The following is a 23,739-nucleotide window of genomic DNA, read 5'->3' on the forward strand; positions in this document are numbered from 1 at the left end:
TGATTTCTTGGGCCTAGCCATTTCGATCCTTCACACCAAGCTCGTCGGAAGATGAGGCAGCGCCGCCGTCCCGGACCCAAGCGTCGACGTCCTCGCGCTTGAACTTCCAGAAGCGACCGACCTTGTGGCCCGGCATGCCCTTCGAGGTGACCCACGTGTAGACGGTGTCCTTGCTCACTCCGAGGTACTCGGCGATTTCGTCAACTGAGAGCCATCTGTCGTCCATGTGCGTCCTTGTGCCGTGCCCGGCTGACTACTGCCTGAACACGGTAACAGCCTGTGCAGCTTGGAGACAATAGGATTTATTAGGACTGAGGCAGGTTGGTTGTTGGGGCATTGGGTCGGACAGGGTTGGCTCGGGCAGTCGAGTCCACGAGCTGCCCAGCGGTGCCAAGCCACGCCTGTGCGCGGCGTGTGTCCCAACTCCTCCGCACCCGTCGGATCGCCGCTCTGCAGACCGCGAGCTCGCCGTGCGTTTTTCCTTGATTCTTAAACCCGGACATGCATTTGCGCCAGCAAACACGCACTTCGACGACCGCCGATACCGCCATCTGCTTGTGCACCGCAAGCGTGCTTTTTTACGTCCTTCCCCCACTTTCCTCTTGCCTTCCACCCCAAGAACGCCTCTACTCCCATCAACTCCACCTTTGCGAGGTTCCGGCCATGGACGGCTCACTCGAAAGTCTGCTCAATCTGTACCAATTCCCCACCGGTCGACGCTTGTTTGCCCATCGATTGGTGCGCGCTCGCGCCGAACAGGATGGTTACGACAAGCTCGTCAAACATTGCGACCAGGCCATTGCCCACGACGTCGCCGCCCAAGCCCTCGAACGACGCTGGGCCGGCGAATCCACGTCGAGCGATTCCAATCCCGAAGCCCAACGCATCGACGTCCTCGTCGACCGCACCCTTGGCGCCATTCGTGACCACGTCGTCGCCCAAGCCGCCGGCGCCCCCGAGAGCGACCCCATTCATACGGCAGTTGCCGATTTTCTGAAAAAGGTTTTCCCCACCGGTGTCCATGCCATTACGACATTGCCCTATGTCGAAGAGCTCGAAGCCGTGGGCGCCATCGTCCGCTCGTTCTCGGATGAGCTTGCGCCGGCGGTTCAAGAATTGAGCCTGCAACGGCATGCCACACGTCTGGCGAATCTCGCTGCGGATTACCGAAAAGCACTCGAAGCGCCGCCGCCATCGCTGCTCGATTGGGGACGTATTCGCGCTGCCCGCGCCGAAGGCCAGGGCCTATTGCTCGAAACCGTCGCCATCATCCTGGGAAAGCGTCACGGTCGTTCGGCCGACGCCATCGCTGCCCGCCTGCAATGGCTCGGGCCCATTCTTCAGCAAAACGCCGCCATTGGCGCGTCCTTCAAAGGTCGCCGCACACCCACGGACGTCAATCCCGACACCGGCGAAGAATTGCCTGTGACGCCCGACACCACATCGCCCTGACCCTCGACCCCCACGAAATCACATCTTGCCCCACCTTCCGTCGGCCTCAACCCCCAGTGAACCGGATCCTCCATCCGCTCGCGTCCCCCTCGATGCGCATGTCGGCAGATGATCCATGTCTTTGTGCGAGGGTCGACCCCGCCGACGAGTGACCCAGCATCCCATGGGCTGAGCCTCGACCCCCAGCAAGGCACACCATGCATCCCACTGGCCGAGCCTCGACCCTGGGCGGACCCTGTGGTGGGTCTGATTTGCCGAGGGTCGATGTGGGTTTCGTCACGTTCGGAGTGCTTTGGCATTGGGCCAAAACACGGGCCGACTGTCCTGTCCCCAGACCCCGCGATTTTTACCTCTCATCAAACCGCTTGTCTCTCCAACCAAAGCTGCGGCACGAAGATTTTGGCTCCAAATGGAGCAATGATCTCGGCGAGCTCGGGCGGTATGATGCCGTAAACTTCGATGGATCTGCTGGCGAGCTTCGAGAGCTCGGCAAGATGTCCACTCACATGACGGATGTGATGAAGCAATGCCGCGGGACTCGAATATCGCTGGATGACGACGCACGTCGTGTTTTCGTCGTCGAAGTACCAATCATATGCCAGTGTCCCCGCTTCTTTTTCCCGTACGATGGCCATCGCTTCGTTGGCGACACGTTTGAATTCGTCGAGGTTGCCGTCCTTGATGGCGAATTTCGCAACGACTTGGATCTCAATCATGTTTTTTCCCCGGTAACATGTCCACCGCCAGTGACGACGGCAGCGTCTGCCCGCCATAACCTACCACGGGTTTCTCCACCCACGCGAAGTTCCGGCCATGGACGGTTCACTCGAATGCCCGCTCAATTTGCACCAATTCCCCACCGGTCGACGCTCGTTTGCCCGTCGAGCGCCCGCCAGCGGGACGCGCATCGACATTCATTGTCGGCGAACCCGAGCTCAATCAAAACACATGCCGCACTTGCAGCACCGTTTGGCCCGGCGAAACGAATAACGACGCATCCGTCGTCTTCGGCTTTGCTTTCGGCCCGCCAACCAAAACCATCACCGTGCCGGCAACGATTCCGGCAATTCCCACGCCGAGCCCGATGTTGGCGACGAGATCCATCGTTTTACCGCTCTCGACGATGTCGGCGTATTTGGGGTCCGTACAGCGCGTGCCGCCGCATTCCTGTTCGAGCTGCGCGAACTTGGCGTTACCTTGAATGCCGCCAATGGCAAACATGCCCATTCCAACGACGCCCAGCCCCAGGACGGCAAATCCCGCTTTGCGCAATCCACCGCCGGTCATAGCATCGGCACCTGAGACGGGTTTTTCCGTTCCGGATGGCGGCGTGCCCGTGGCGCTTTGAGGTTTGGCCCCGAATACCACGACCTTCGTCTCGCCAGCTTTGATTTGCTCCTGCCGCTTGTCCGCTCCCTGCGACAAACCCTCCGCCACGACGTCCACCGTGCCCGGTAATACGGCAATCGGAGCCCCCAATTTGTCCGCGGGAACCTCCACGCCGCCGAGAAGCACTCGTGCGCCGGCCGGAGCATCCACCAAGGTCACCACGACCTTGCCAATCTTCGGCTCGAGCTGCGCGACTTCGGACGCCGCTGCATCGCGCGTCTCGGCATACTTGGGCTCGGTTTCGGCGCGAGCCGCCGCTTCACGAAGCGTCGTTGCAAATTCGTCGTACGCCTCCGGCAACTTGCCCTGCGCGAGAAAACACTTGCCAATCATCAAGTGCGCATTGGGGCTCTGCGTGTCCTCGTAGGCTTTGCGAAACAAAAGCAATGCCGCGTCATACTTCTTTTCACTGAACAATTTGTGCGCCGTCTGGAAAAGCTCCACGACGGGATCCTTGGCCGCTGCGGTTGGCTTTGCAGTTGGTCCCGCAAAGGCCGAAGGCACGAGCCCCAGCGACGCGCCCGAAAAAACGAGCGCCACGAGAACCTTGCGTGAATGGGCGAACCGAGAGCCGATCATCATGCAAACTCAAAGTTCTTTCGGAATGAACGTCTTGGGGGATGGAGCGGGGGAGGGGGGCTTGGTAATACCCGTTTTGACCGTCGGGGTACGAGGCGTCGAAGTCGCCGTCTGCGCCGCCGAAGTCGCAGCCGAAGGCGCCGCGGAAGGGGCCGCCGCGGCGCTTGCCACGGGCGCTGCATCGTGCGGAGGCTGCGCTGAAGCACTCGTTGCGGCTGGCTCGCGAGTTTCGGCCGATGCGCTCACCACGGGAGCGGATGGTTTGTCATTCGACGACATTGCCGCAACGACAAACCCTCCGATCGCGCTGAGCACGAGCGTGGCGGCTGCCCCTGCATAGAGTAGCTTGCGGTTTGTCGGGGCTGGTCGTTGAGACGTCGGAGGCGTTGCGGCAAACCCGCTGCCAGACGCGGTGACGGTGCTTTCTTGGACCACTTTGGTGGCCGGGGTGTTGCCTGAAGACGTGCTCGCTGCGGCGACGTTGGGGCTGGATTGAATCGACGGGGCTGCTGGCAGAGATCGCAAACCCGAAGGCAAATCCGTCGGGGCTTTGTGGATCTGCAGCTCGCGCACGAACGCGCCGACGGCGCGCGGGGTGGCAACGACGACGCCAGCCGCTCGAGCCGCGCTGTCGACGGCATCTGCAAATGCAGCCGTCGTCGGGAATCGCTCGTCACGCTCGCGCGCGAGCGCGCGCATGACGACATCGGACAGCTCTTGCGGAATGGATTCGACCACGTCGCGCGGACGCTTGTAGTCGCTGTTGAAGAGCTGATTCATGATCGCCAAGTCGTTGTCACCTCGAAACAACCGGCGCCCCGTCAAAAATTCCCAGAACACGATGCCCGCAGCGAACACGTCGGCACGCCGATCCAAGTCCGCCATGCGCGCTTGCTCGGGCGCCATATAGGAGACTTTGCCCTTCGCATCGCCTCCACGCGTCGTGGCGATACGCGCCTCCGCGCGAGCGACGCCGAAGTCCATGATGCGCGCGATGCCGTCGACGCCGACGAGAATATTTTGAGGTGAAACGTCACGATGCACGACGTTGAGCGGCTCGCCGGCGGGGCCGCAAAGCTCGTGCGCAGCGTGCAACCCCGCGAGCACATCGAGCATGATGCGCACCGCGATGTCTTGCGGCAGCGTCTTTTTCTGCTTGCCAAGCGACTTGACGACTTGGCCCATGCTCGGCCCCTCGATGTACTCCATCACGAGGAGCAGACCGAGCTCGTCCTGTTGAATGTCGATCGTTCCAACGACGTTCGGATGCCGAATGCGCGCGGCCAGACGCGCTTCGTCCAGGAACATCGAGACGAACTCCGGCTCGTTCGACAGATGCGGATGCATCGTCTTGATCGCGACCAGACGCTCGAAACCTCCCGCACCTACGGCGCGACCGAGGTGCACGGTGGCCATGCCACCGGAGGCAATCGTATCGAGCAGTTCATAGCGCCCAGCGCGTAGCGTCATTGGTGCCAACGTTGATGCAAAGGTACAGCAGCCACGAGGATGATTGCACGTAGAAAGGGGTAGGATGATAGTCTAACGCTGCCCATGCTGCGCAACCAAGAGACTTGCACCGGTTCCTTCTTCAAACGTTACGTGCCGAGCATCGCGATCCCGCTCGCCCTCGTCGGGATCGGAGCCGTGGCGTCATGTAGCCACGATTGGGAATCGTACGACCCGAGATTGGTGGATGGTTCGTCCAGCGCGACCAGCTCGTCGAGTTCGAGCAGCAGCGGCGCGGGCGGGGAAGCATCGAGCTCGAGCGGAATGGCTGGAGGAATGGGCGGAGCTGGAGGAATGGGCGGCGGCGGAGGTGGCCCACTTTGCGTGCCGGATACGGCAAAGGCTTGTTATACGGGGGCTCCGGGGACCGAGAATGTTGGCGTTTGCAAAATCGGCGCGACGCTCTGTCAGGCCGACGGGATGAGTTACGGCCCGTGTCTCGGTGAAGTCGTGCCCATCGTCGAAGAATGCAGCAATGCCACGGACGACGATTGCAACGGCGCATTGAACGATCATTGCAGCGTATGGAGCCGCCGAGCTGGTGGAAGCGGCGATCAGCGCATTCTGTCGCTGGCCACCGATGCCATGGGTAACGTGATTGCCACCGGTCGCATGGTGAATGTGGCTGACTTTGGCAATGGTGTGCTCACGAGCGCCGGCGGGTACGACATGTTCGTCGCAAAATTCGATGGCGATGGAAATACGCTATGGAGCAAGCGGTTTGGCGGATCCATGTACGATTCTGGCAATGCAGTTGCCACCGACCCCGCGGGCAATATTTACGTGACCGGCTCTTTCAGCGGCACCGTATCGTTCGATGCGATGATGGTGACCGCGGTCGACGTCGAAGATGCATTCGTGCTCAAGCTCGATGCGACGGGCGCTGTCGTATGGGTCGGGACGCAAGGTGGAATGGGTAATCAACACGGTAATGCGATTGCCGTGGATGTCGACGGAAACGTCGTGGTTACCGGTGGATTTGCGACGGAGATCGATGCTGGTGGTTCCCAGTTCATGGCGGTCGACATGCTCGATGGATACGTGCTGAAAATGGATGAGGGTGGAACGCCCATTGGAGCCATGACGTTCGGGGGTCTTGGCGACGACGAAGGCACCGCAATCGCGACGGACGGCGCGACCAATATTGTTTTTACTGGATATTTTGACGAAACTGTGGATTTTGGCGGTGGAGTCATTACAGACGGAGGGAGCTTGGATACGTTCCTTGCCAAACTGGATCCGATGGGCAACCATTTGTTCAGCAAAGGTTTCCCCGCTTTGGGCGATCAGTTCCCATATTCGGTAGCGGTGGACGCCGCGGGCAACTATTACCTCTTTGGCGATTTCGATGAATTCGTCAATTTCGGCGGTGGACAACAAGCGTCCGCCGGTGACTACGATATTTTCGTGGCCAAGCTCGACGCCACCGGAGCGCACCTGTACACCAAGACGTTCGGCGGTCCCGAAGAGGATTCGGCCGGCGGTATGGTCCGGGACAAAAACGGAGATTTGGCCATCACGTGTGCAACGGAAGGTGTCGTTGACTTCGGTGGTGGGCCGATCAGCAATGTGGGTATGTTTGGATCGAGCGACGTGGTCGTCTTCAAGTTGTCAGGTTCGAATGGTGCTCACGTTTGGAGCCGCAGATTCGGCAACTCAGCGGATCAGGACAGCCGCGCCATCACGACCGACGGCATGAACAACGTCTTCGTCGCGGGAGAATTCTCGGGATCCATCAACTTTGGATCGGGTTCGATGTCCAGCAATGGTAGCGACGACGCGTTCCTCGCCAAACTTCCCCCGTGATCCCGATCATTACGGGCATGGAAGTCGGAATGCATCGAGATCGATGTTCTTGATGATCGTGCTGATCATCAGAGGCTTCGTGACGGCACAAACCTCGGACAATTTGCTTGGATTGACGTATTCGGCGTGAAACACGGCTTTGCCCGCTTGGATGAACGTGGGGCCATACGCGTCACACTCCTTGTACGTAAAACATTCCTCGTTGAGCGCCCAATCGAAAAAATCAACCAAGTCTGCGAGTTGTTCGACGTCGTTCTTGAGCCCCACGGACAAACCACGCGCGTGCGCCTCGTTCGCAATGAATTTGTTGAAGTCGAGTTGGTCGGCGGCCGTGAGGCCAAACCCATTGTCGTTGGAAAAACCATCGACGTTGTCCGGCTCGACGGCATCGCACTTCTTGGTCACGGCCAAGTCGAGGCGCTTTTTCATGATGTCGCGTACGGCGGTCGAGCGAATGTCGAGCCACAATTCGTCGGCAAAAGGCGGATCCAGTGGGCTCCCCTTGACGGCCTCGGGAAAGTCGCCCGCGTCGGGCCGATACGATTCCCAGCTTCCCGCGCTGAAGTAACAAATCACCTTGCGCCCTGCCGCATGCAATGCATCCATTTCCGCAGGCTTCGTCTCGACGAGATCCACGTCGTAAACTTCGACGTCGAACGAGGTATCGATCGGTAGTCCCGAAAGTTGCCATTGCCACGACGTCCCCGGCTTGGGCTGATACAAGCTCGCCCCTCCACCTTGACCGCCCGCGCCTCCTTGCCCAGCGCTGCCTCCCGAGCCTCCATTACCTCCGGCGCCCGCGTCGCCGCCAGCACCTCCGCCACCACCCGAGCTCGAGCTGCCCGATGATGTGGTTTGACCATTGTTCGTCGGATTCGACGAACAGGCCATGCATGCGCTGAAGAGTGTCGTGGTGAGGATTGCGAGTGTCGTGGTGGTCGAGCTCATCCTAGCAGTGTTGCCGGATTGAGCGGATTGTACAAGCGTCAATCGAGCGTCAAGGCACGGCCATTTGCAGGACGGGTTTCGGCTTGGGGCCGGTCGAAGCTTTGCGCCCGATCTTGAACAAGTCGTGCATGTCCTTGTCGTACGCCAATGTGACGACGCGTTCGCTCATGCGCTGGGCCTGCGTGCCGTAATCTTCGATGACGATGACACTGACCTTCGTGCGCGTCGAAGCTCGATTGCGATCCGACGCGAAGTATTTGGCTTGCACGAGGTATTGGCCGCTTTGCGCATTCTTCAAGACGTACATCTCCGGGCCATATCCTTGCGTCACGTCCTGCGTCAGGCGCCCGCCCATGCGCGTATTGCGATGGCCGTAAAAACACGTCTCGCCTCCGGGTTCGGTCACGTGAAGGTCGACGTCCGTGCCGTCGGTATTCCACGTGATCATCACCACGATGTCCGCGGTATCGATTTGCACTTCCCGCGCGATTTGCGGCAAGCGCTGTTTGGCGAAATCGGCAATGCTCGATTTGAGACTTCCCGAAATGACGCGCTGGAGCAGGTCGAAGTATTCGACGGCCACGATTTTGCGGAAATCGCCGAATCGGGCATCCCAGCGGCCCGCCAGCGCCACCTCGAAGTACGCAATCGCCAGGTCGGCTTGGCCGAGCCGCGTGAGCGCTTGACCCATCGCTCGATACGTTTGCGGTTCGTAGGGCCGCGAAGTGGCTACGCGCCGGAACAGGTGAAACGCATCCGCCGAAAGCCCATAACTCATCGCGCTGATGCCCACGTCACGAGCGAGCACGGTGTCTCCCGGGTTTTCCTCGACGAGCGAGCTCAATGCTTTCAAGGCATCGGCAGCACTCGCATTGGCTCGCCGCCGGTCGGCTTCGGCCGAAATGCGATCGTAATCGAGCTTGTGGCTCGCGAGCTCGTCGAGAATGGCTTTGGGCAGCGATTTTTTGTCCCGCTGCTTGATCTCGAGCGGCGCGGCATCCACGCGGAAGCTTTGCTCGGGCATTCGTTCGAGCGCTTGGCGGAAAGCCGGTGGCGGGGAAAAACTCACGTTCGTCATCGTCGGCAAAGCATCGAACCATCGCAGAAACGAGGCTTTGGGGTTGCCAATCGATGCGGCCGCGAGGGAGAGCGAATCTTCGACGACACGTGAAGCGAATGCCGATTTGATTGTCTTGGCAAAGTCTTCGGGGACGATGCCGAAACGTTGATAGTCGGCTTCGCTTTCGAGCATGAGCAGCGAGGCGGTTTTTCCGGGCACGCGGAAGTGAATCGAATACGCCTTCGACATCGCTTCCGTCACCGGCGCGAGCTCTTCGATCTGCGCCGTCGCGACTTGTCCGTACGCGCGGATCGCGAGCGGCGACGAAATGGGTTGTCCAAGTGGAACCTTGACGGTCTGTTCTCCGGCCCCGGCGTCGAGCTTCAATTCGAGCGCTGCGTCCTTGGCCGGAGCGCCGCGACCTACGACACGTAGCGTTTGTCCGGGATAGATGAACCGCGGACGCCCGGCGAAGAGAACATCCGACCCGTCGGTGACGGTGGCCGAGACCAGGCGTAGCGGTCGATTGCGATGCGCCGTCGATGCCTGCTTGACTTCGGAGCTGCCAGTGACGGAGAACAGAGCGCCGCCGGTTTCTCGTGTGAGCAGCGAAAGCGCGTCGGTATCGGTTCCGGCGAGCCCCGTATTGTACGCGTAAATGGATCCCACGGGCGTTTTTTCGAGGCGCCGAACCATTGTAAATGCGTCGGATTCGCCCCACGTCGCCGATCCATCGCTGAGCAAAAACACATCATAGCTCGAAGCGCTCGTCGGCGCTTTCGTGGCTCGCACGAGCGCGGCGCCCACGTCGGTTGCGCCTTCGAGGGCCAGTGTATTGGCAAAAGCGCGCACTCCTTGGCGGTTGGTCGCATCGTTTGGCACGAACGACGGCTTGTAAAAGCTTTGCTCGATGTTGAAAAACAGGACGTTGAATTGTTTGATCGTGTCCTGGTTGTTTTCCAGCACCGAACCGAGCAGCTCGAGCCAGACGTTGAATCGGTCTGGATTCGATGACAATGACGTATCGACGAGGAAAAGCGCCGTGTCGCGCCCTTTGGCGGCGGTAGACGCAGGAATCTGCGGCGTCACGTCGGCTGCGAAATAGGAACCCGTGGGAGCATCCGTTCCGACGACGTACGCTGGTGCGGGCTTCTTCACGCGAATCGCAATGGTTTTCGCGGCCGGATCGTCGAATCGGTAATACTTCCGCGTCGTGTCCTGGAAAGGTTTTGCCGCAGGCGTCGCATCGACCGACGCGCCCTGCGGGGTCGTCACCGCGATGTCGATGGCTTTGCTTGCAACGTTGTCCGGTAAATCGAACGTGTATTCGAGGTCGTCGCCGATTCGCGTGAGCGGAACGTCGTAACCGAGCACGATGCGGTGGTTCTTGTTGGGGACGAGCGGAAATACGCGCGCATTGAAAATGCTCGGGCCGGACCATTCGAGCAGCGCGGGATCCACTTGGCGACGAACGGTGCTCGTATAGGCGAGAGCTGCTTTTTCTTTCGGCACCATGCGCGCTTCTTTCACGCCTTGCCACAGCGCCTGCCGATCGTTGCGGATCTGGATGGGATCGGCGCCCATCGTGCGCACCCGTTCGGTCGGGAAAAACGCGGGCACCGCATCGCCTGCGATGGCCACGGCGTCTTGTCCAAAGGCGAAGTAGTACGGGGACGAACCCGTCGGCAAACGCAGCTTCAACGTGCCTTCGTATTGCCGAGGGCCATTGTTTTTCACGACGAAGTCCAGCACGACACGCGCCATGAATCCATCGAGCATCACCTTGGCCTGCATCGAACGCACGGGCAGCGATTCGTTGTCACCTACCTCGACCTTGATCGAATGCGCCGCAAGTTGCGATCGCTTCCACGTCGTTGCAGGTTTGGACGCTGCGGGTTTGTCGTCGGCTGCTTTGCCGTCCTTGTCGCCTGCGTCTTCCTTCGCTTCGGTTTTTGCGGCTTCGATGGGCGCTGCGCCTGGAGGTGGGGCCGGCATCCCACGCGATTCCTCGTAGGCTGATGCGGGATCCATCATCGGCGACATCCCCGCCGATTCAGCAGAACCAGGCGCTTCAGCCGCCGACTTGTATGCCGATCCCCCGCAGCCCCCAGCGTTGCTCGCGAGCAAAAGTACGAACGTGAACAAGATCAAAAGTGAACGCGCTCGTGGATTCATGGTTCGAGCATAACGGAAGACATGGTTGCTGCTTACACCAAGATCGTTCTCACATCCGCCTTCGGCGAATATGCCCTGCGAACGAAGGGATGTTGCGAAGCTCGTGCGTGATCGAGTTCGGAGTGACCACTCTGCTCGCGTTTGATAGGCTCGCTCGTCCTGCATGCTGCTCACGCTTCGCGTCACCGGACCAGAAGCTTCGGATCTCGAAGTCTTGCTCGACAAGTGTCCGGACAAACTCCACACGGTGAAGTTGCCATTCGGCATGGCACACGTGTTTTTTCCGGAGGTTTCGCCGGATGCAGTGACAGCAGCGCTCGTCCTCGACGTCGACGCGGTCGATGGGTCGCCCGGCGGATCGCGCGCGGGGTTTGCAATGGCAAACGGTGCAGCCCTGAGCCTCGCCATCGCTCACGTCTTCCGTTATGCTCTTGCCGCGCGATGCCCGAAACGACCGGACCTCGTTACATCGATTCTACCGGTCGTCGCACGCGTGTCGTCATTCACCGTGCGCCGCGGGACCGACGACGTTCGCGCGTTCTTCGCGCCGCTCGGTTACGATGTCGCGTGTTCGGAACATGCGCTATCCGAAGAGACCGACGCGGTTCGTCATGACGCACATCTGACGAAACGGTGTACGCTGTTCGAAGTATTGTCGCACCTCTTCGTGCTCGCGCCGGTGCTCGATGCAAGCGTCGGTGATCGCGTCCTCGATGGTGAAATCCAAACGCTCTTCATGCATGCCGAGGGGGCCCTGCGAGGGCATCCGGCAGCGGAGCGGATCATGCATGCGTATGGCTCGCGCCGTCTTTCGGGGCCCTACGCTGCTCTCGCTCGGCTATGGGCAGCAGATTCGAATGGAGCTCCAACGAACGTCGACACGAGTGACGTGGCGTCGCTCCTCGATGATGCTCGCATCGATGCGATTGTCGCGCAGCTCCGGTTGGCGTCGGTGCATTCGGTCGTCGATCTCGCCTGTGGCGATGGCAAGCTTTTGTTGCGCCTGGTGCGCGAAAAGGCGCTCACGCGTATCGTCGGGCTCGATGTTTCGTCTCGTATGCTCGATGCGGCAGCGGCCCGAATGAAGCTCGATCGCCGTGCCGGCAAGAAGTCCGAGCGGCTCGAGTTGCTTCACGGATCGCTCTATTACAAGGACAGTCGGCTTCGAGGTTTTGATGCAGCCGTGCTTGTCGATATGATCCAGTTTGTATATCCGAACCGTTTGGCCGACGTCGAAAAAGTGGTATTCGACGATGCGCAGCCGTCGACGGTGGTCGTGATGATGAATGCCGCCGGAGGTGATGCTTCGAGCGAAGCTCGGCACGATTGGAGCGTTGACAAATTCGATGCTTGGGCACGCAGTGTGTCTTCCGGTCGAGGTTATCGATTGGGTTTGTCGCGGGTCGGATCGGCAAACTCGGGTGCGGCAATGGCGGTGTTTTCCCGATGAACCTCGACGTATCGGATCGGACGATGGGTTTACCCGACCCGAGCCTCGTCTTTTTGCTCGGCGCGCGGGGGTCAGGCAAGTCGACGTTTGCGCGGCGCTTTTTCGATCCTTCCGAAGTCGTATCGCTCGAGGAATGTCGCAAGCGTGCCGGAGACGACCTTGCGGGGCATACGCCCAATGCAGCGGCGATGACGCTTTTTTATACGATCATCGAGAGCCGCCTCGACGCGGGCAAATTGGTCGTCGTCGATGCGGACAATACGAATGTCGAGACGCGCAGATCGCTCGTTTCCTTGGCGCGAAAACACCATTTGTTTGCCGTAGCCATTGCGCTCCAGATCGACGAACGAATATGCATCGAGCGAAATGCGGCTCGCAGCGATTGTTTGGTTTCCCCGTACGAAGTGAAGCGAGCGACGGAAGCGGTGCGCAAGGTCGTCGAAACGTACGCACGTGAGGGCATTCGCGAGGTGCACGTCCTTTCGACTCCCGAAGCCGTAAACGAGGCGGTCGTATCGCGCCATCGGCTTTGGACTGACAAACGGGACGATCGCGGGCCGTTCGACATCATTGGCGACGTGCATGGCTGCGCCGACGAGCTCGAAGCGCTGCTCGAAATGCTCGGGTATCGAATCACGTGGGACGATGCATTGCACTGGGGCGTGCGCGTGACGCCCCCGGCGGGGCGGCGCGTGATATTTTTGGGCGATCTCATCGACCGAGGTCCGCGCATCGTCGATTGTCTTCGCATTGGCATGTCGATGGTGGACGACGGGGCGGCACTCTGCGTGCCGGGCAATCACGAGGTCAAGCTCCTCAGAAAACTTCGTGGTCGTACGGTATCGATTACGCATGGTCTTGCCGAGACGCTCGCGGAATTCGAGCGGACGACACCTGCGTTTCGTGATGACGTCGCGTGTTTCATCGATAGGCTCGTCGGGCATTACGTGCTCGATGATGGGCGGCTCTGTGTGGTGCATGCGGGCATCAAAGAAGGAATGCAGGGGCGATCTTCGAGCGCCGCGCGTGAATTTGGTCTTTATGGCGATACGACCGGTGAAACGGATGATTATGGTTTGCCCGTACGTCACGATTGGGCAACGGGATACCGCGGACGGGCGTGTATCGTGTATGGCCATACGCCAACGCTCGTGGCGGAATGGGTCAACAACACCATTTGTATCGATACGGGTTGCGTTTTTGGTGGGGCTCTGACAGCCCTGCGATATCCTGAACGCGAGCTGGTGAGCGTGCACGCGGCGAAACGTTATTTCGAACCGCGCAAACCGCTCGTCGCGCGCCTGAGCCAAGCCGGCCAGGCAGGTGAGACCACGCCGATTGACTTGCCCGATCTCGATGCATTACGCACTTCGGGCGTCATCAAGACGCGTTTTCGTTACAATGTGGCCGTTCCCGAGGAACATGTCGCCGCCGTCGTCGAATGGTTCAGTCGGTATTGCGTCGACCCTCGATGGCTCGTCTACGTGCCACCCGTCACGTCTCCGGTCGATGCGAGCACGCGGCCCGGGACGCTCGAACACCCCGAAGAAGCGTTTGCATATTATATGCACAAGGGGTTTTCCCATGTCGTCTGTCAAGAAAAACACGAAAGCGTGCGCGTTGTCATTGCGGTTTGTCGCGATTCGAATGCAGCCCGATCCGTGTTCGTAACCAGCGATGGTCGAGCAGGAATCGTTCATACGCGGACGGGTCGACCATTTTTTGACAATCGAAATGCCGAAGAGCAATTCGTCGAACGTATTCGCAGCGCTCTTGAGCGGGCAAGGATCTTCGATGACCATGGCCCATTCGTCGTATTCGAAGCAGATGTTTTGAACGCAAACGAACGTCCAGCCGCGCCCATCGACCTTGCGGGTTACGACGCTACCATGCATGCTCTTTCCAGCGCCGAGGCGAGGGGGATCGACGTTGGATCGCTTCGAGAGCGATTGCAAAATCGACACGAGCGTTTGTCCGAGCATCACAGAGCGGCAAAGCTGCGCAGCGATCGCTCGGGCGGCCTGCGGATCGTCCCGCTCCAAATTCTTGCAAGCGACGAAACGCCTTGGCTATCGCGAGCGTACCCGCATCACGCAGCGCTCATTGCGCGTTTCGTGGAAGCGGACGATACGCTCTTCGCAAAGGCAGCGAGCATCGATGTGACGCTTGGCGACGCAGCGAGTGAACGAGCGGCCATCGCAATGTGGGAGGCATGCGCGGCCAAGGGCACCTACGGCATCGTGGTCAAACCTTTCGAGCATTCACCAACATCGCGTGTCGGAATGGTCCTGCCGGCGCTCGAATGTCGAACGCCGAGCACGCTACGTTTCGTGTACGGCCCCGAATACGATGTCGAGGAAAACCTGAAGCGTATTGCGAATCGGTCGCTGAGCGCGCTCCGCTTTCGAGTGCTGAATCAGTTCGTCCTCGGTATGGAGGCATTGGCCAGGTTTGTCGAACGAGAACCCCTCTCTCGCGTGCACGTATGCATGGGTGCCGCGCTTGCACTCGAATGCGAGAGCCCGGAGCCGATGTCGTGAAAAAGCCCCAACCTGCAAGGAAAAGCGTGCATGAGTAACGAACTACTATCGCCGGAATTCGAGGACGATGCGATGCTTGCCGCGGTGGCGCGGGGCGAAACCACCATTCAAGAAGGAACGAAAAGTAGCAGCGTGCTCGCCATGCAGAAGGCGCTCGTGGCGCTCGGCGTGAAGATCAAGCCGGACGGCGATTTCGGGCCGAAAACGCGATCTGCGCTCGTCGCGTGGCAAAAGTCCACAGGATTGCCGGAATCCGAAATACTGGATGCGGTGACGCTTTCTGCGATGGACCGGATCCTCGTCGAAACACGAAAAAACAATTTGCACGATGCCATTGCGCGGGCCGTCGGGGCGAACCCTGGCACGCCTGCAGCGCGACCCGCACCGCGCGCGAATCCTCGGCCAAATTTGCCTACGGATGCAGCCTATTTCATCGATGGCGCGGCCTTACCTTCCGTCGGGCACGCGGCAGCGGACGATCCAGATTCGCCGCCCCCATTCGGTCTCGGAACGCCTTTGGTTCCCCCAGGTACGCCGCTCGCTTCGGATCGCCAAGCGATGCTCGATAGAATAAGGCGTGTGATTGGCGAGGACGCATCCGCTACGTTTGCGCTCGAAAGGTTATTCGCTGCAGGGCGCCTACATGCGGGCAAATTGCTACCCAATTTGAATGCTTTCGCGACGACGAAGCGTCATCCGGAATTGTTATTGCAAGGCGGCATAGATTCGGATCTGCTCGTGCGCCAGGTCGTGCGCCACGTCGACAATCCGCTCCGAATCCAACAAGGTTATGGGCGCGGAACGTGCGGCGCGGGCGTCATCGAGTATCTGCTCTTGCGCCACGATGCGAGCGAATTCGTGCGTGTGGTGGATGGCATTACCAGTTTTTCCGGACAAGCGAAGCTTCGCTCGGGTCGGACGATCACGCTGCCGCGCACGGCGATTCCGCGCGACGACACCGCGAGGATCGACATCGATCGGTTGTTTCAATCGACGATCATGAACCATGCCACGCTGATGAGCTGGCTCTTCGATTACGACAACCCGAAAGACGACGAATCCTTCATGGCGGCGCTACAAGGAAGCAGCCAGATGCCCATTTGGGGCTTTGCCAGCGTGTACGAGGATGTCCTTGGCGAAAAGCGTACGAGCGTTTCGACGATGTCTCGCCCGCGCGACGAAATGGCGGAGATCGTCGTGGCCGAGGCGATTCGTGGTGATCGGGTCCCGGTGATTCTTCAATTTTCATCCTTTCATTGGCTGTCCATTGAATGGATCGAGCGGGGTTCCGATGGGCGAGCGGTCTATGTCGTTTTGCGCAATCCTTGGGGCAACGACGATGGGGAGGGCAATCCGCCCCGCGAACCGCTCGCTGAAGGCGGCGGACTCGTCCGCATGAAATACGCCGACTTTACGAAGGCGGTCTTTGCGGCCGTCGTCGAGACTTGACGGGCGCTTGTCACGGTTTCGCGTGTGCAAATAACCAATCGACGAGCGTTGGAGCGAAATTCGGGCCCATACCAGGGATGTGCGTGGCATTCTGCATCGTCCACAATTCGGCAGCCCCGCCCGGTTTGCAATTGGCATGCCGCGTGACCAGCGTTTCGGCACCATCGAGCACCGCGTCGATGTCAATGGGCGCCGCTTCTTGTGGCACCGCGTCGCAACCATTCTTTGCTGCCCAAATGGCAGTCGTCTCCATCGCGCTCGGATAACCCACGCCCCCCTGCGCTTCGCCTTCGTACAAAACCGAATCATCTTTCGTGCCGTGAATCTGCAGCACGCTGACCGGCTCCGCCGCCGTGCATTTCGCCGGATCGAGATACGTCGACCCCGCCAAACTCGCGACTGCGGCGATGATGTCGGGTTTGTCGCACGCCAGGCGATGCGACATGAATCCACCATTCGAATGTCCCGTAAAAAATACTCGTTTCGGATCCACCGCGTGATGCTCGCCAATCTCTTTCACGAGGCCCGCGAGATACGCGGCATCGTCGACCATCGTATTTCCGAAATCGCAGCAAGCATCCGTGGCATTCCAAAAACGTTTGCCGTCCGCATCCACCGTACCGTCGGGATGCGCATACAAGAAACCTCGAGCGTCGGATTCGGGTTCGAGGCGAAAAACGAGCTCCTGGACAAACCCAGACGCGCCAAATCCGTGGAGCAAAATCACGAGCGGCGCGGGTTTGGCGGGGTCGAGTCCCGGTGGAACGTGAACGGTGACGGGACGATCCCCGCCAACGACGAAGTCGAGTGTCTCGTCGACATTTTCGCCGCCGCTGCTGCTGCTCTGAGACGAGTCCCCCGAGCTCGACGAACAACCCATGGTCAGGACGAACGTTGTGGATGCGATCGCGAAGGAGCGGTAAATGTGTTGCATGCCGTATAATGTATCGTTTCGGATGATGCGATAAAAGTGCGGCGTCGCGTTGGTGTGACATGCGCAGGTTGAACTTCATCACGGCGGCCTTCGTTTTTGCGCTCGGTTCTCTCGTGGCCCTTTCCGATGCGGCGGCGCAGCCAAAGCCGAACGTCGTGGCGACGCCGGATCAAACGGCGCTTGCCGAAGCGCACAAGCTGACGGTCGAGGCAAGGGCCAAGCTGCGCGAGAAGAAGTTCGACGAAGCGTTGTCGCTCGCAGAGCGAGCGCTTGCGATACACGAAAAAGCGGCGCCGGGTAGCGTTTACGTGACCGTGTCGTTGCGATTCATCGCAGAAGTGCACGAAGAAGCAGGTAATCACGCCCGCGCTGTTCCTCCCTACGAACGTGCGCTTGCCAATGATGAGAAACGCGGCATCAAGGGCTTCGAGCTTCAGGTCAGCGTCGAATATCTGGCACGCGCGTTGAGCAAAGCGGGGATGCATGAACGTGCGGTGAACATGTTTCAGCGTGCTGTCGGCATCGCTCGAGAAGTCGATGGCGGCAAAGATGGCGATCATGCAACGAGCTCGCTGCAGCTCATGGCAGCGTCATACGCGGCGCTTCACCGTTACCAAGACGCCGAATCGGCACTGCTTCGCGCGATCAAGATTGTCGAGGCCGAAGAGCGCCAACGGGGGCTCGATGCACCGCTGCTCGCGCTGGGAAAACTTTATCACGAGCAGGGCTTGTACACGCGCGCCGCGCCTGTGCTCATGCGGGCTCTCGAAGTGCGCGTGAAAGCGATGGGACGGCAGCATGCAACCGAGCACATGCAGAAGGTCGCGTCGACGCTCGTCGCGCTCGAGGAATACGAAGACGCGAGGGTTTTTCTCGACGAACTTTTGGCGTCTGCGAAGATCGAGGGCGAGGACAGCATGCGGTATGCCCTGATGCTGGCGATGCGAGGGGCATTGGATGTTCGTACGGGCGCGTATGATCGCGCCGAACCAATGCTCGACCATTCGCAAAGCATCCTGGACAAACTCGTGGCAAAGCGAGCAAAAGGAGCGGACGCAGCGTCGGTCGCGGTGGGTGGAATGCGCGGGCGTTTGTCATTGCGAAAAGGCGACCTGGTTCGAGCGGAAAAACTCTTGATGACCGAGATGGAGCTCGTCGAGAGAATGTATGGTCCCAAGGACAAGACGCTCGCGGATGCCGCGGCAGAGCTTGCCGATTTGCATCGCAAAGCGGGGCGCCTGGAACGAGCCGACGCTTTTGCTCAGCGGGCGCTTTCGATTCGTGACGAGGCGCTCGCTCCAACGCATCCGGTAAAGGCCGAATCGCGGGCGATTCTGGGGCGCATTCGGGAAGCACGCGGGGACGCAGCAGCCGCAAAAAAGCTTTATGAAGAGGCGCTCGTCATGCGTGAGCAAGCGTTTGGCCCGGAACATCCGCACGTGGGCGCGTCGCTCGTGGACCTGGCGGACTTGGCGCGGCGTCAAGGTCGAGTCGAGCAGGCCGAGGCATCGTACAAGCGGGCCATCACCATTTTTGAAAAAACGTTCGGCCCGGATCACGAAAAGGTTGCCGTGGTGCTCGAAGGTATGGCGGCGCTTCATTCGGCGGCGGACAAAGTGGAGCTCGCGGTGCGTTTGTCCGAACGAGCGGCGGACATTCGGGAAAGGCAAGCGGCGCTGATCATTGCCGGTGGGTCGGACGCCCAAAAGCGTGCGTTCGTCGAATCGCTTCGAGTTGGTACGGATTTCGTCACGAGCCTTCACGCCACGGTTGCGCCACTCGATGAAAAAGCGAAAAGTTTGGCACTCACGACGATTCTTCGGCGCAAAGGCCGAGTGCTCGATGTGATGGCGGGGACGTGGTCGGAGTTTCGCAAGCGGCCTACGCAGGCCGATGAAACGCTCTTCGGCGCGGTTCGAGCGGCCCGTGCGGACGCGGCGCGCCTGGCGATGCGTGGGCCTGCGGGCGCGCCGGTCGACGAATTTCGCAGGGAATTGGCGAAGCGAGAAGAAAAGGCGCGGGCGCTCGAAGAAAAGCTTGGGGGTCAAAGCGATGTTTTTCGCACGGAACGAATTCCGGTGACGATCGAGCGTGTACAAGCTGCCTTGCCCGAGGGAATGGCGCTCGTCGAGCTTTCGGTGTACGTGCCGCGCAATGCGGCAGAACGCGAACGAGCGGCTCGACTCGGCCCGCCGCGAATTGCCGCGTATGTGCTCGATGGTGCAGGAAAAATTGCTTTTGTCGATCTCGGTGAAAGTGGGCCCATCGAACGAGCTGCATATGCGTTTCGGAAGGAGCTGTCGAACCCGAACAGTCAAGGTCATGGAAAGATTGCTCGGGATCTCGACGAAAGGGTGATGCGCAAGGTTCGTCCGCTCTTGGGTGGTAAAACACGGATGCTCATTTCTGCGGACGGCGCATTGTCATTGATCCCTTTTGCAGCGCTCATCGACGAGCATGGTCGATATCTCGTGGAGAACTTCGAGATCACGTACCTCACGAGCGGGCGGGATTTGGTGCGATTGGCAAGGCAGACGAACGTTCAAAGTGGAAGCGCCGTTGTTTTGGCAAATCCCGCGTTTGGTTTGCGAAAGCAGGGTGAAAGTGCGCTGGCGCTGCTCGAGGAAGGTGGCGCTGCACGTGGGCTGGACAAGGCGTATTTCGAGCCGCTCCCGGCGACGGCGGCGGAGGCGCGGCAATTGTCGACGCTCATGCCGAATGCGACCGTGCTCACGGATGTCGACGCAACCGAAGGCGCAATCAAAAAGGTGCGTGCACCGAAGATATTGCACGTGGCAACGCACGGGTTTTTCCTGACGCTCGGGGCAAATGCGACGCGCACGGCAGACGAGGGTGAACGGGGACTCGAGCTCGATGCCACGTCGGATTGGCTTCCAGACGATCCCCTCTTGCGGTCGGGCATTGCGCTTGCCGGAGCGAATTCGAAGAGCGGTGGAGGGGGCGAAGACGGCATTCTGACGGCGCTCGAAGCAAGCTCGCTGGATTTGAACGGAACGAAGCTGGTGGTTTTGTCTGCGTGTGAAACGGGAATAGGGGACGTTTTGCAGGGCGAGGGTATTTATGGATTGCGACGGGCGCTGTTCATTGCAGGTGCGGAAAGTCTCGTGGCGAGCTTGTGGAAAGTCGCGGACGAGGAAACGCAAAACATGATGGTGCACTATTATGCACGCATTTTGCGCGGTGAGGCGCGATCGGGCGCGCTACGCAGCGTGCAGATGTCGATGCTGAAAGTTCCTGCCATGGCACACCCATATTATTGGGCGAGCTTTGGCGTGTTCGGCAGTTCGGGGGCGATTGGCGACGCATCGAGCCTTGGCACGAGCAAATCAGCGAATGCCCCACCTACGGGCAAGGTTTTACCGGGCGCGCGTGGGTGCGCATGTGCGGTTGCGGAAACGTCGCAGGGCGATGCGCCTTTTGCGATCATGGGAGCTCTAGGGCTGCTATTTACGAAATGGCGGCGACGCGTGCGTCATTGAAGGTTACGCATCCGCTACGTGCAACACGATCTTTCCTCGAGCGCGGTTGGATTCGCTGTACCGGTGTGCTTCTTGTACGTCTGCGAGCGGAAAAACCTTGTCGATGGTCGGTTTGATGGCACCCTCGTCGACGAGATCGGCGATTTCCTGGAGCATTCGTCCGTCACAACGTTTGATGACGTGTTTCAAGATGACGAAGTTTTTGAATAGCGGCGCGAGGTGCATCCAAAGAAACGATCCTGCGAGCGTGAAGAGACCGAGCGTCGGGCCGTGACGTTCGACGTGCCCGGGGACGTTGACGGTGATGTTCGCAATGCGCCCGCCTCGGCGCACGATTTTCATATTGGAATCGAATGCAGGCTCGCCGAGCGAATCGAGGATGAGGTCGACATTGGAGACGGCGTCCTCCACGCGGGTCTTCGTGTAATCGACGACTTCGTCGGCCCCGAGCTGCTTGACGAATTCAGCATTGCGCGCGCTGCACGTGGTGATGACGCGTGCGCCGAGATGCTTGGCAATTTGAATGGCGACGCTGCCGACGCCGCCGGCCCCGGCGTGGATGAGCACGGTTTGTCCGGGTTTTAGCTGACCCGCTTCGACGAGGCATTGGTACGCGGTGAGCGCGACGAGGGGCAAGGACGCAGCTTCGTCGTGGCTCGCTGTTTTCGGTTTGAGCGCCACCTCGGATTCGTCGATGCAAACTTCTTCGGCGTACGTTCCTGGCCGCCTGTGCGTCGGGGACGACCATACTTCGTCGCCTTTTTGGAAGCGGGTCACCTTCGGGCCGACTTCGACGACGACACCGGAGACGTCGAGCCCGAGGATCCAAGGCAGCTCGAGCGGGATGATGTTTCGCTGGCCGCCGCTGCGGATTTTCCAATCGACAGGGTTTACCGACGTGGCGCACACGCGGATGCGCACGTCGCGAGGGCCGAGAGCGGGGGATTCGACGTCGTCGAGGCGAAGGACGGAGGCGTCGCCATATTCGTGAATTCGGACGGCTTTCATCGTCGTTTCCGGTTGATTTCGTGGTTCGGCATGAAGCGACGTCGACCGACGCTACCGTGCGGTGCCCGACTGCCGATGCGAGAACTTAGCTCATGTCTGCACCGAGCAGCGCTGGTGTTTGACCATGGTTGTTGGCAGACCCGGCGGAAATTCGCCGAGTTCGACATACATGCGGCGCTTTGCTTGACGTCATCACGTTGCCTTGGGATCCTGCCGCCATGCCCCGCCGATTCAATACGGCTGGCCCGAACGATTCGGCTCGCCACACCACGATTTCTGCGCGCTCGCGCGTTCCCGCCCTGTGGGAAATCATCGAGCAGGGCAGTTTCTTCGTGCTCCATGCGCCTCGGCAGATGGGCAAGACCACGCTGCTGCTCGACTTGGCAGCAGCCATCAATCGTGAAAAGACTCACGTTGCCGCAGTCGTTTCGCTCGAACCAGGTGCTTCGTTTCCTGGAGTGGATGCCGCCGAGCTCGCGATGCTCGACTCGTGGCGGTACGACTTCGCAGCGTATTTGCCCGCGGATGTGCCTGCGCCGCGATGGCCCGATGCTCCGCCTGGCAATCGCATCGGCGCAGCTCTCTCCGCGTTTGCGCAGGAATGCCCGCGTCCGTTGGTTCTGTTCCTCGATGGCCTCGACACGTTGTCTCGTGACGTGCGCGTGTCGGTCATCCGGCAGATTCGAGCGGGAAAGCCGCGACGTCCAAAGGGGTTTCCGTGGTCGATCGGGTTCGCGTCGCTTCGTGATCCACGCGAGCTCGATTCAGCGCAGGGACCGAGCAGCGCAACGAATCCGATAAGCTCCATCTCGCTCGAAGCCGAAGTGATCGCGTTGCCTCCTCTGTCACGCGAACAGGTTGGACAGCTTTGCGAATCGCTTTCGGAGCAGTTGACTCAGCCGGTGCTTTCCACGGCGATGGATCGCATCTTCGACCTGACGCAAGGCGCTCCATTTCTTGTGAACTCGCTCGCGCAACGCATCATCGAATTTCAAGAGACGCGCAAGGGCCCCGTGACCGCCAGCGATGTGGACAAGGCGCGTGAGGTTCTGCTCGAGCGTCGTGGCGGATTGCTCGACGAAGTTGCCGAACGCATGCGAGACGCGCGTTTCAAGACGCTGCTCGAGCAACTCACGGCGGGCACGTTGCGAGACCTTTCGTCCGAAGAAGGGCGGGCCGCGGTGGACTTGGGAATCGCTCGCGAGCTGCCGGATGGCTCGGTGCAGTTTGCCAATCCGATCTGGCGCTTGTTCGCCGCGAAGCAGCTTCCGACTGCCCGAAGCTCGCTGTTCTCGACGGACAAGCCTTCATGGGTTCGTCCCGACGGACGGCTCGATCCTGCCAAGTTGCTCGACACATTTCTCGAGTTCTGGCGAAGGCATGGCGATCAGGTTTTTGCGGGCGCCACGTATGGCGAGCTTTCGCCGCTCGTGCTCACCGCGTTTCTGAACGGCATCGTGAAGAGCGGAGGGCTCATCGAGCGCGAGTACGCGCTCGGGCGAGGGCGCATGGATGTGTGCATTCGTCAGGGCGGGTCGGCGCTCGCGATGGTCGTGAAAGTGCGGCGCGATCGCGACGCCGATCCGGTGGTCGAGGGGCTTACGCAGGTCGATGAATCGCTTGCGCGTCATGGCATCGAAGACGGATGGCTCGTCATCTTCGACAGGCGCAAAGGTCTTCCGCCCGTGTCCCAACGCCTGCGAGCGACTCCAGCCGAGACGCCTGCAGGTCGTCAAATCGTGGTCGTGCGCGTGTGACGTCTACCGCCTGCACGCGACCGTCATTGGTTTGAACCAAAAATAAAATATCGTTCGAGATCATAACGATGTGACGAAGTCGTTTGTCCTCGAACAATTGCCTTGCTGCGCGGACGGCCCTGGATCTCGGCCGAGTGCGAAAGAAGCTATCCACTCGAGGCGCGCGGCGGGCTTCAGGTGCGT

General features: G+C 60.1%; 15 protein-coding genes. 7 read left to right on the top strand and 8 right to left on the bottom strand.

The features are described 5' to 3' along the window. Positions 1 to 13 precede the first annotated feature (13 nt). Positions 14 to 226, bottom strand: a complete 213-nt coding sequence (locus tag IPM54_19115) for a helix-turn-helix domain-containing protein (GenBank protein ID MBK9261900.1) — start codon at positions 224 to 226, stop codon at positions 14 to 16. A gap of 437 nt (positions 227 to 663) precedes the next feature. Here IPM54_19115 and IPM54_19120 point away from each other — a divergent pair, with 437 nt between their 5' ends. Continuing rightward, positions 664 to 1,452, top strand: a complete 789-nt coding sequence (locus tag IPM54_19120; GenBank protein ID MBK9261901.1) for a hypothetical protein — start codon at positions 664 to 666, stop codon at positions 1,450 to 1,452. 356 nt (positions 1,453 to 1,808) lie between these two features. Here IPM54_19120 and IPM54_19125 read toward each other — a convergent pair whose 3' ends face one another. From IPM54_19125 to IPM54_19135, 3 genes are all read right to left on the bottom strand, one after another. Beyond that, a complete protein-coding gene (locus IPM54_19125; GenBank protein ID MBK9261902.1) occupies positions 1,809 to 2,168 on the bottom strand; it encodes an antibiotic biosynthesis monooxygenase in 360 nt (119 codons plus the stop codon). A 223-nt stretch (positions 2,169 to 2,391) separates the two neighbouring features. Beyond that, complete coding sequence (locus tag IPM54_19130; protein MBK9261903.1) at positions 2,392 to 3,423, bottom strand: hypothetical protein; 1,032 nt, start codon at positions 3,421 to 3,423, stop codon at positions 2,392 to 2,394. A 6-nt stretch (positions 3,424 to 3,429) separates the two neighbouring features. Beyond that, positions 3,430 to 4,890, bottom strand: coding sequence for a protein kinase (locus IPM54_19135; GenBank protein MBK9261904.1), 1,461 nt, complete (start codon positions 4,888 to 4,890; stop codon positions 3,430 to 3,432). 84 nt (positions 4,891 to 4,974) lie between these two features. Here IPM54_19135 and IPM54_19140 point away from each other — a divergent pair, with 84 nt between their 5' ends. Further along, the gene (locus IPM54_19140; protein ID MBK9261905.1) at positions 4,975 to 6,735 is read left to right on the top strand and encodes an SBBP repeat-containing protein; all 1,761 of its coding nucleotides are present in this window, start codon (positions 4,975 to 4,977) and stop codon (positions 6,733 to 6,735) included. 9 nt (positions 6,736 to 6,744) lie between these two features. On the opposite strand, the gene IPM54_19145 is transcribed toward IPM54_19140, so the two are convergent. Together IPM54_19145 and IPM54_19150 are read right to left on the bottom strand one after the other, a co-directional pair. Then, positions 6,745 to 7,626, bottom strand: coding sequence for an endo alpha-1,4 polygalactosaminidase (locus IPM54_19145; protein ID MBK9261906.1), 882 nt, complete (start codon positions 7,624 to 7,626; stop codon positions 6,745 to 6,747). A gap of 106 nt (positions 7,627 to 7,732) precedes the next feature. Continuing rightward, positions 7,733 to 10,918 (bottom strand): hypothetical protein, encoded by a 3,186-nt coding sequence (locus IPM54_19150; protein ID MBK9261907.1) that lies wholly within the window; start codon positions 10,916 to 10,918, stop codon positions 7,733 to 7,735. Between the two features lie 163 nt (positions 10,919 to 11,081). On the opposite strand from IPM54_19150, the gene IPM54_19155 reads away from it, so the two are divergent. From IPM54_19155 to IPM54_19165, 3 genes are read left to right on the top strand one after another with little or no spacing between them, the layout of a single operon-like run. Then, positions 11,082 to 12,368, top strand: coding sequence for a methyltransferase domain-containing protein (locus tag IPM54_19155; protein MBK9261908.1), 1,287 nt, complete (start codon positions 11,082 to 11,084; stop codon positions 12,366 to 12,368). After that, positions 12,269 to 14,908: a polynucleotide kinase-phosphatase gene (locus tag IPM54_19160; GenBank protein ID MBK9261909.1), complete on the top strand. Its 2,640-nt coding sequence runs from the start codon at positions 12,269 to 12,271 to the stop codon at positions 14,906 to 14,908. Before IPM54_19155 ends, IPM54_19160 begins: the two co-directional genes overlap by 100 nt. Before the next feature lie 30 nt (positions 14,909 to 14,938). Beyond that, complete coding sequence (locus IPM54_19165; protein ID MBK9261910.1) at positions 14,939 to 16,357, top strand: peptidoglycan-binding protein; 1,419 nt, start codon at positions 14,939 to 14,941, stop codon at positions 16,355 to 16,357. A gap of 10 nt (positions 16,358 to 16,367) precedes the next feature. Here IPM54_19165 and IPM54_19170 read toward each other — a convergent pair whose 3' ends face one another. Next, entirely contained in the window at positions 16,368 to 17,291 is a 924-nt protein-coding gene (locus IPM54_19170; GenBank protein ID MBK9261911.1) for a prolyl oligopeptidase family serine peptidase, read from the bottom strand. Between the two features lie 59 nt (positions 17,292 to 17,350). Here IPM54_19170 and IPM54_19175 point away from each other — a divergent pair, with 59 nt between their 5' ends. Continuing rightward, on the top strand, positions 17,351 to 20,791 hold the full coding sequence (locus tag IPM54_19175) for a CHAT domain-containing protein (protein MBK9261912.1): 3,441 nt from the start codon (positions 17,351 to 17,353) through the stop codon (positions 20,789 to 20,791). Positions 20,792 to 20,794: 3 nt separating this feature from the next. Here the strand turns inward: IPM54_19175 and IPM54_19180 are convergent, their stop codons facing one another. Continuing rightward, complete coding sequence (locus tag IPM54_19180; GenBank protein MBK9261913.1) at positions 20,795 to 21,799, bottom strand: NADP-dependent oxidoreductase; 1,005 nt, start codon at positions 21,797 to 21,799, stop codon at positions 20,795 to 20,797. A 218-nt stretch (positions 21,800 to 22,017) separates the two neighbouring features. On the opposite strand from IPM54_19180, the gene IPM54_19185 reads away from it, so the two are divergent. Next, positions 22,018 to 23,556, top strand: a complete 1,539-nt coding sequence (locus IPM54_19185) for an ATP-binding protein (GenBank protein ID MBK9261914.1) — start codon at positions 22,018 to 22,020, stop codon at positions 23,554 to 23,556. Positions 23,557 to 23,739 lie beyond the last annotated feature (183 nt).

The organism is Polyangiaceae bacterium, from assembly GCA_016715885.1.
In the GTDB taxonomy this organism is placed as follows: domain Bacteria; phylum Myxococcota_A; class Polyangia; order Polyangiales; family Polyangiaceae; genus Polyangium.

Excerpts from the sequence above, each read along its gene's own strand:
- IPM54_19140 (MBK9261905.1), top strand. The coding sequence starts at position 4,975 with ATGCTGCGCAACCAAGAGACTTGCACCGGTTCCTTCTTCAAACGTTAC.
- IPM54_19135 (MBK9261904.1), bottom strand. The coding sequence starts at position 4,890 with ATGACGCTACGCGCTGGGCGCTATGAACTGCTCGATACGATTGCCTCC.
- IPM54_19115 (MBK9261900.1), bottom strand. The coding sequence starts at position 226 with ATGGACGACAGATGGCTCTCAGTTGACGAAATCGCCGAGTACCTCGGA.
- IPM54_19170 (MBK9261911.1), bottom strand. The coding sequence starts at position 17,291 with ATGCAACACATTTACCGCTCCTTCGCGATCGCATCCACAACGTTCGTC.
- IPM54_19130 (MBK9261903.1), bottom strand. The coding sequence starts at position 3,423 with ATGATGATCGGCTCTCGGTTCGCCCATTCACGCAAGGTTCTCGTGGCG.
- IPM54_19150 (MBK9261907.1), bottom strand. The coding sequence starts at position 10,918 with ATGAATCCACGAGCGCGTTCACTTTTGATCTTGTTCACGTTCGTACTT.
- IPM54_19125 (MBK9261902.1), bottom strand. The coding sequence starts at position 2,168 with ATGATTGAGATCCAAGTCGTTGCGAAATTCGCCATCAAGGACGGCAAC.
- IPM54_19175 (MBK9261912.1), top strand. The coding sequence starts at position 17,351 with ATGCGCAGGTTGAACTTCATCACGGCGGCCTTCGTTTTTGCGCTCGGT.
- IPM54_19180 (MBK9261913.1), bottom strand. The coding sequence starts at position 21,799 with ATGAAAGCCGTCCGAATTCACGAATATGGCGACGCCTCCGTCCTTCGC.
- IPM54_19120 (MBK9261901.1), top strand. The coding sequence starts at position 664 with ATGGACGGCTCACTCGAAAGTCTGCTCAATCTGTACCAATTCCCCACC.
- IPM54_19165 (MBK9261910.1), top strand. The coding sequence starts at position 14,939 with ATGAGTAACGAACTACTATCGCCGGAATTCGAGGACGATGCGATGCTT.
- IPM54_19155 (MBK9261908.1), top strand. The coding sequence starts at position 11,082 with ATGCTGCTCACGCTTCGCGTCACCGGACCAGAAGCTTCGGATCTCGAA.
- IPM54_19145 (MBK9261906.1), bottom strand. The coding sequence starts at position 7,626 with ATGGCCTGTTCGTCGAATCCGACGAACAATGGTCAAACCACATCATCG.
- IPM54_19185 (MBK9261914.1), top strand. The coding sequence starts at position 22,018 with ATGCCCCGCCGATTCAATACGGCTGGCCCGAACGATTCGGCTCGCCAC.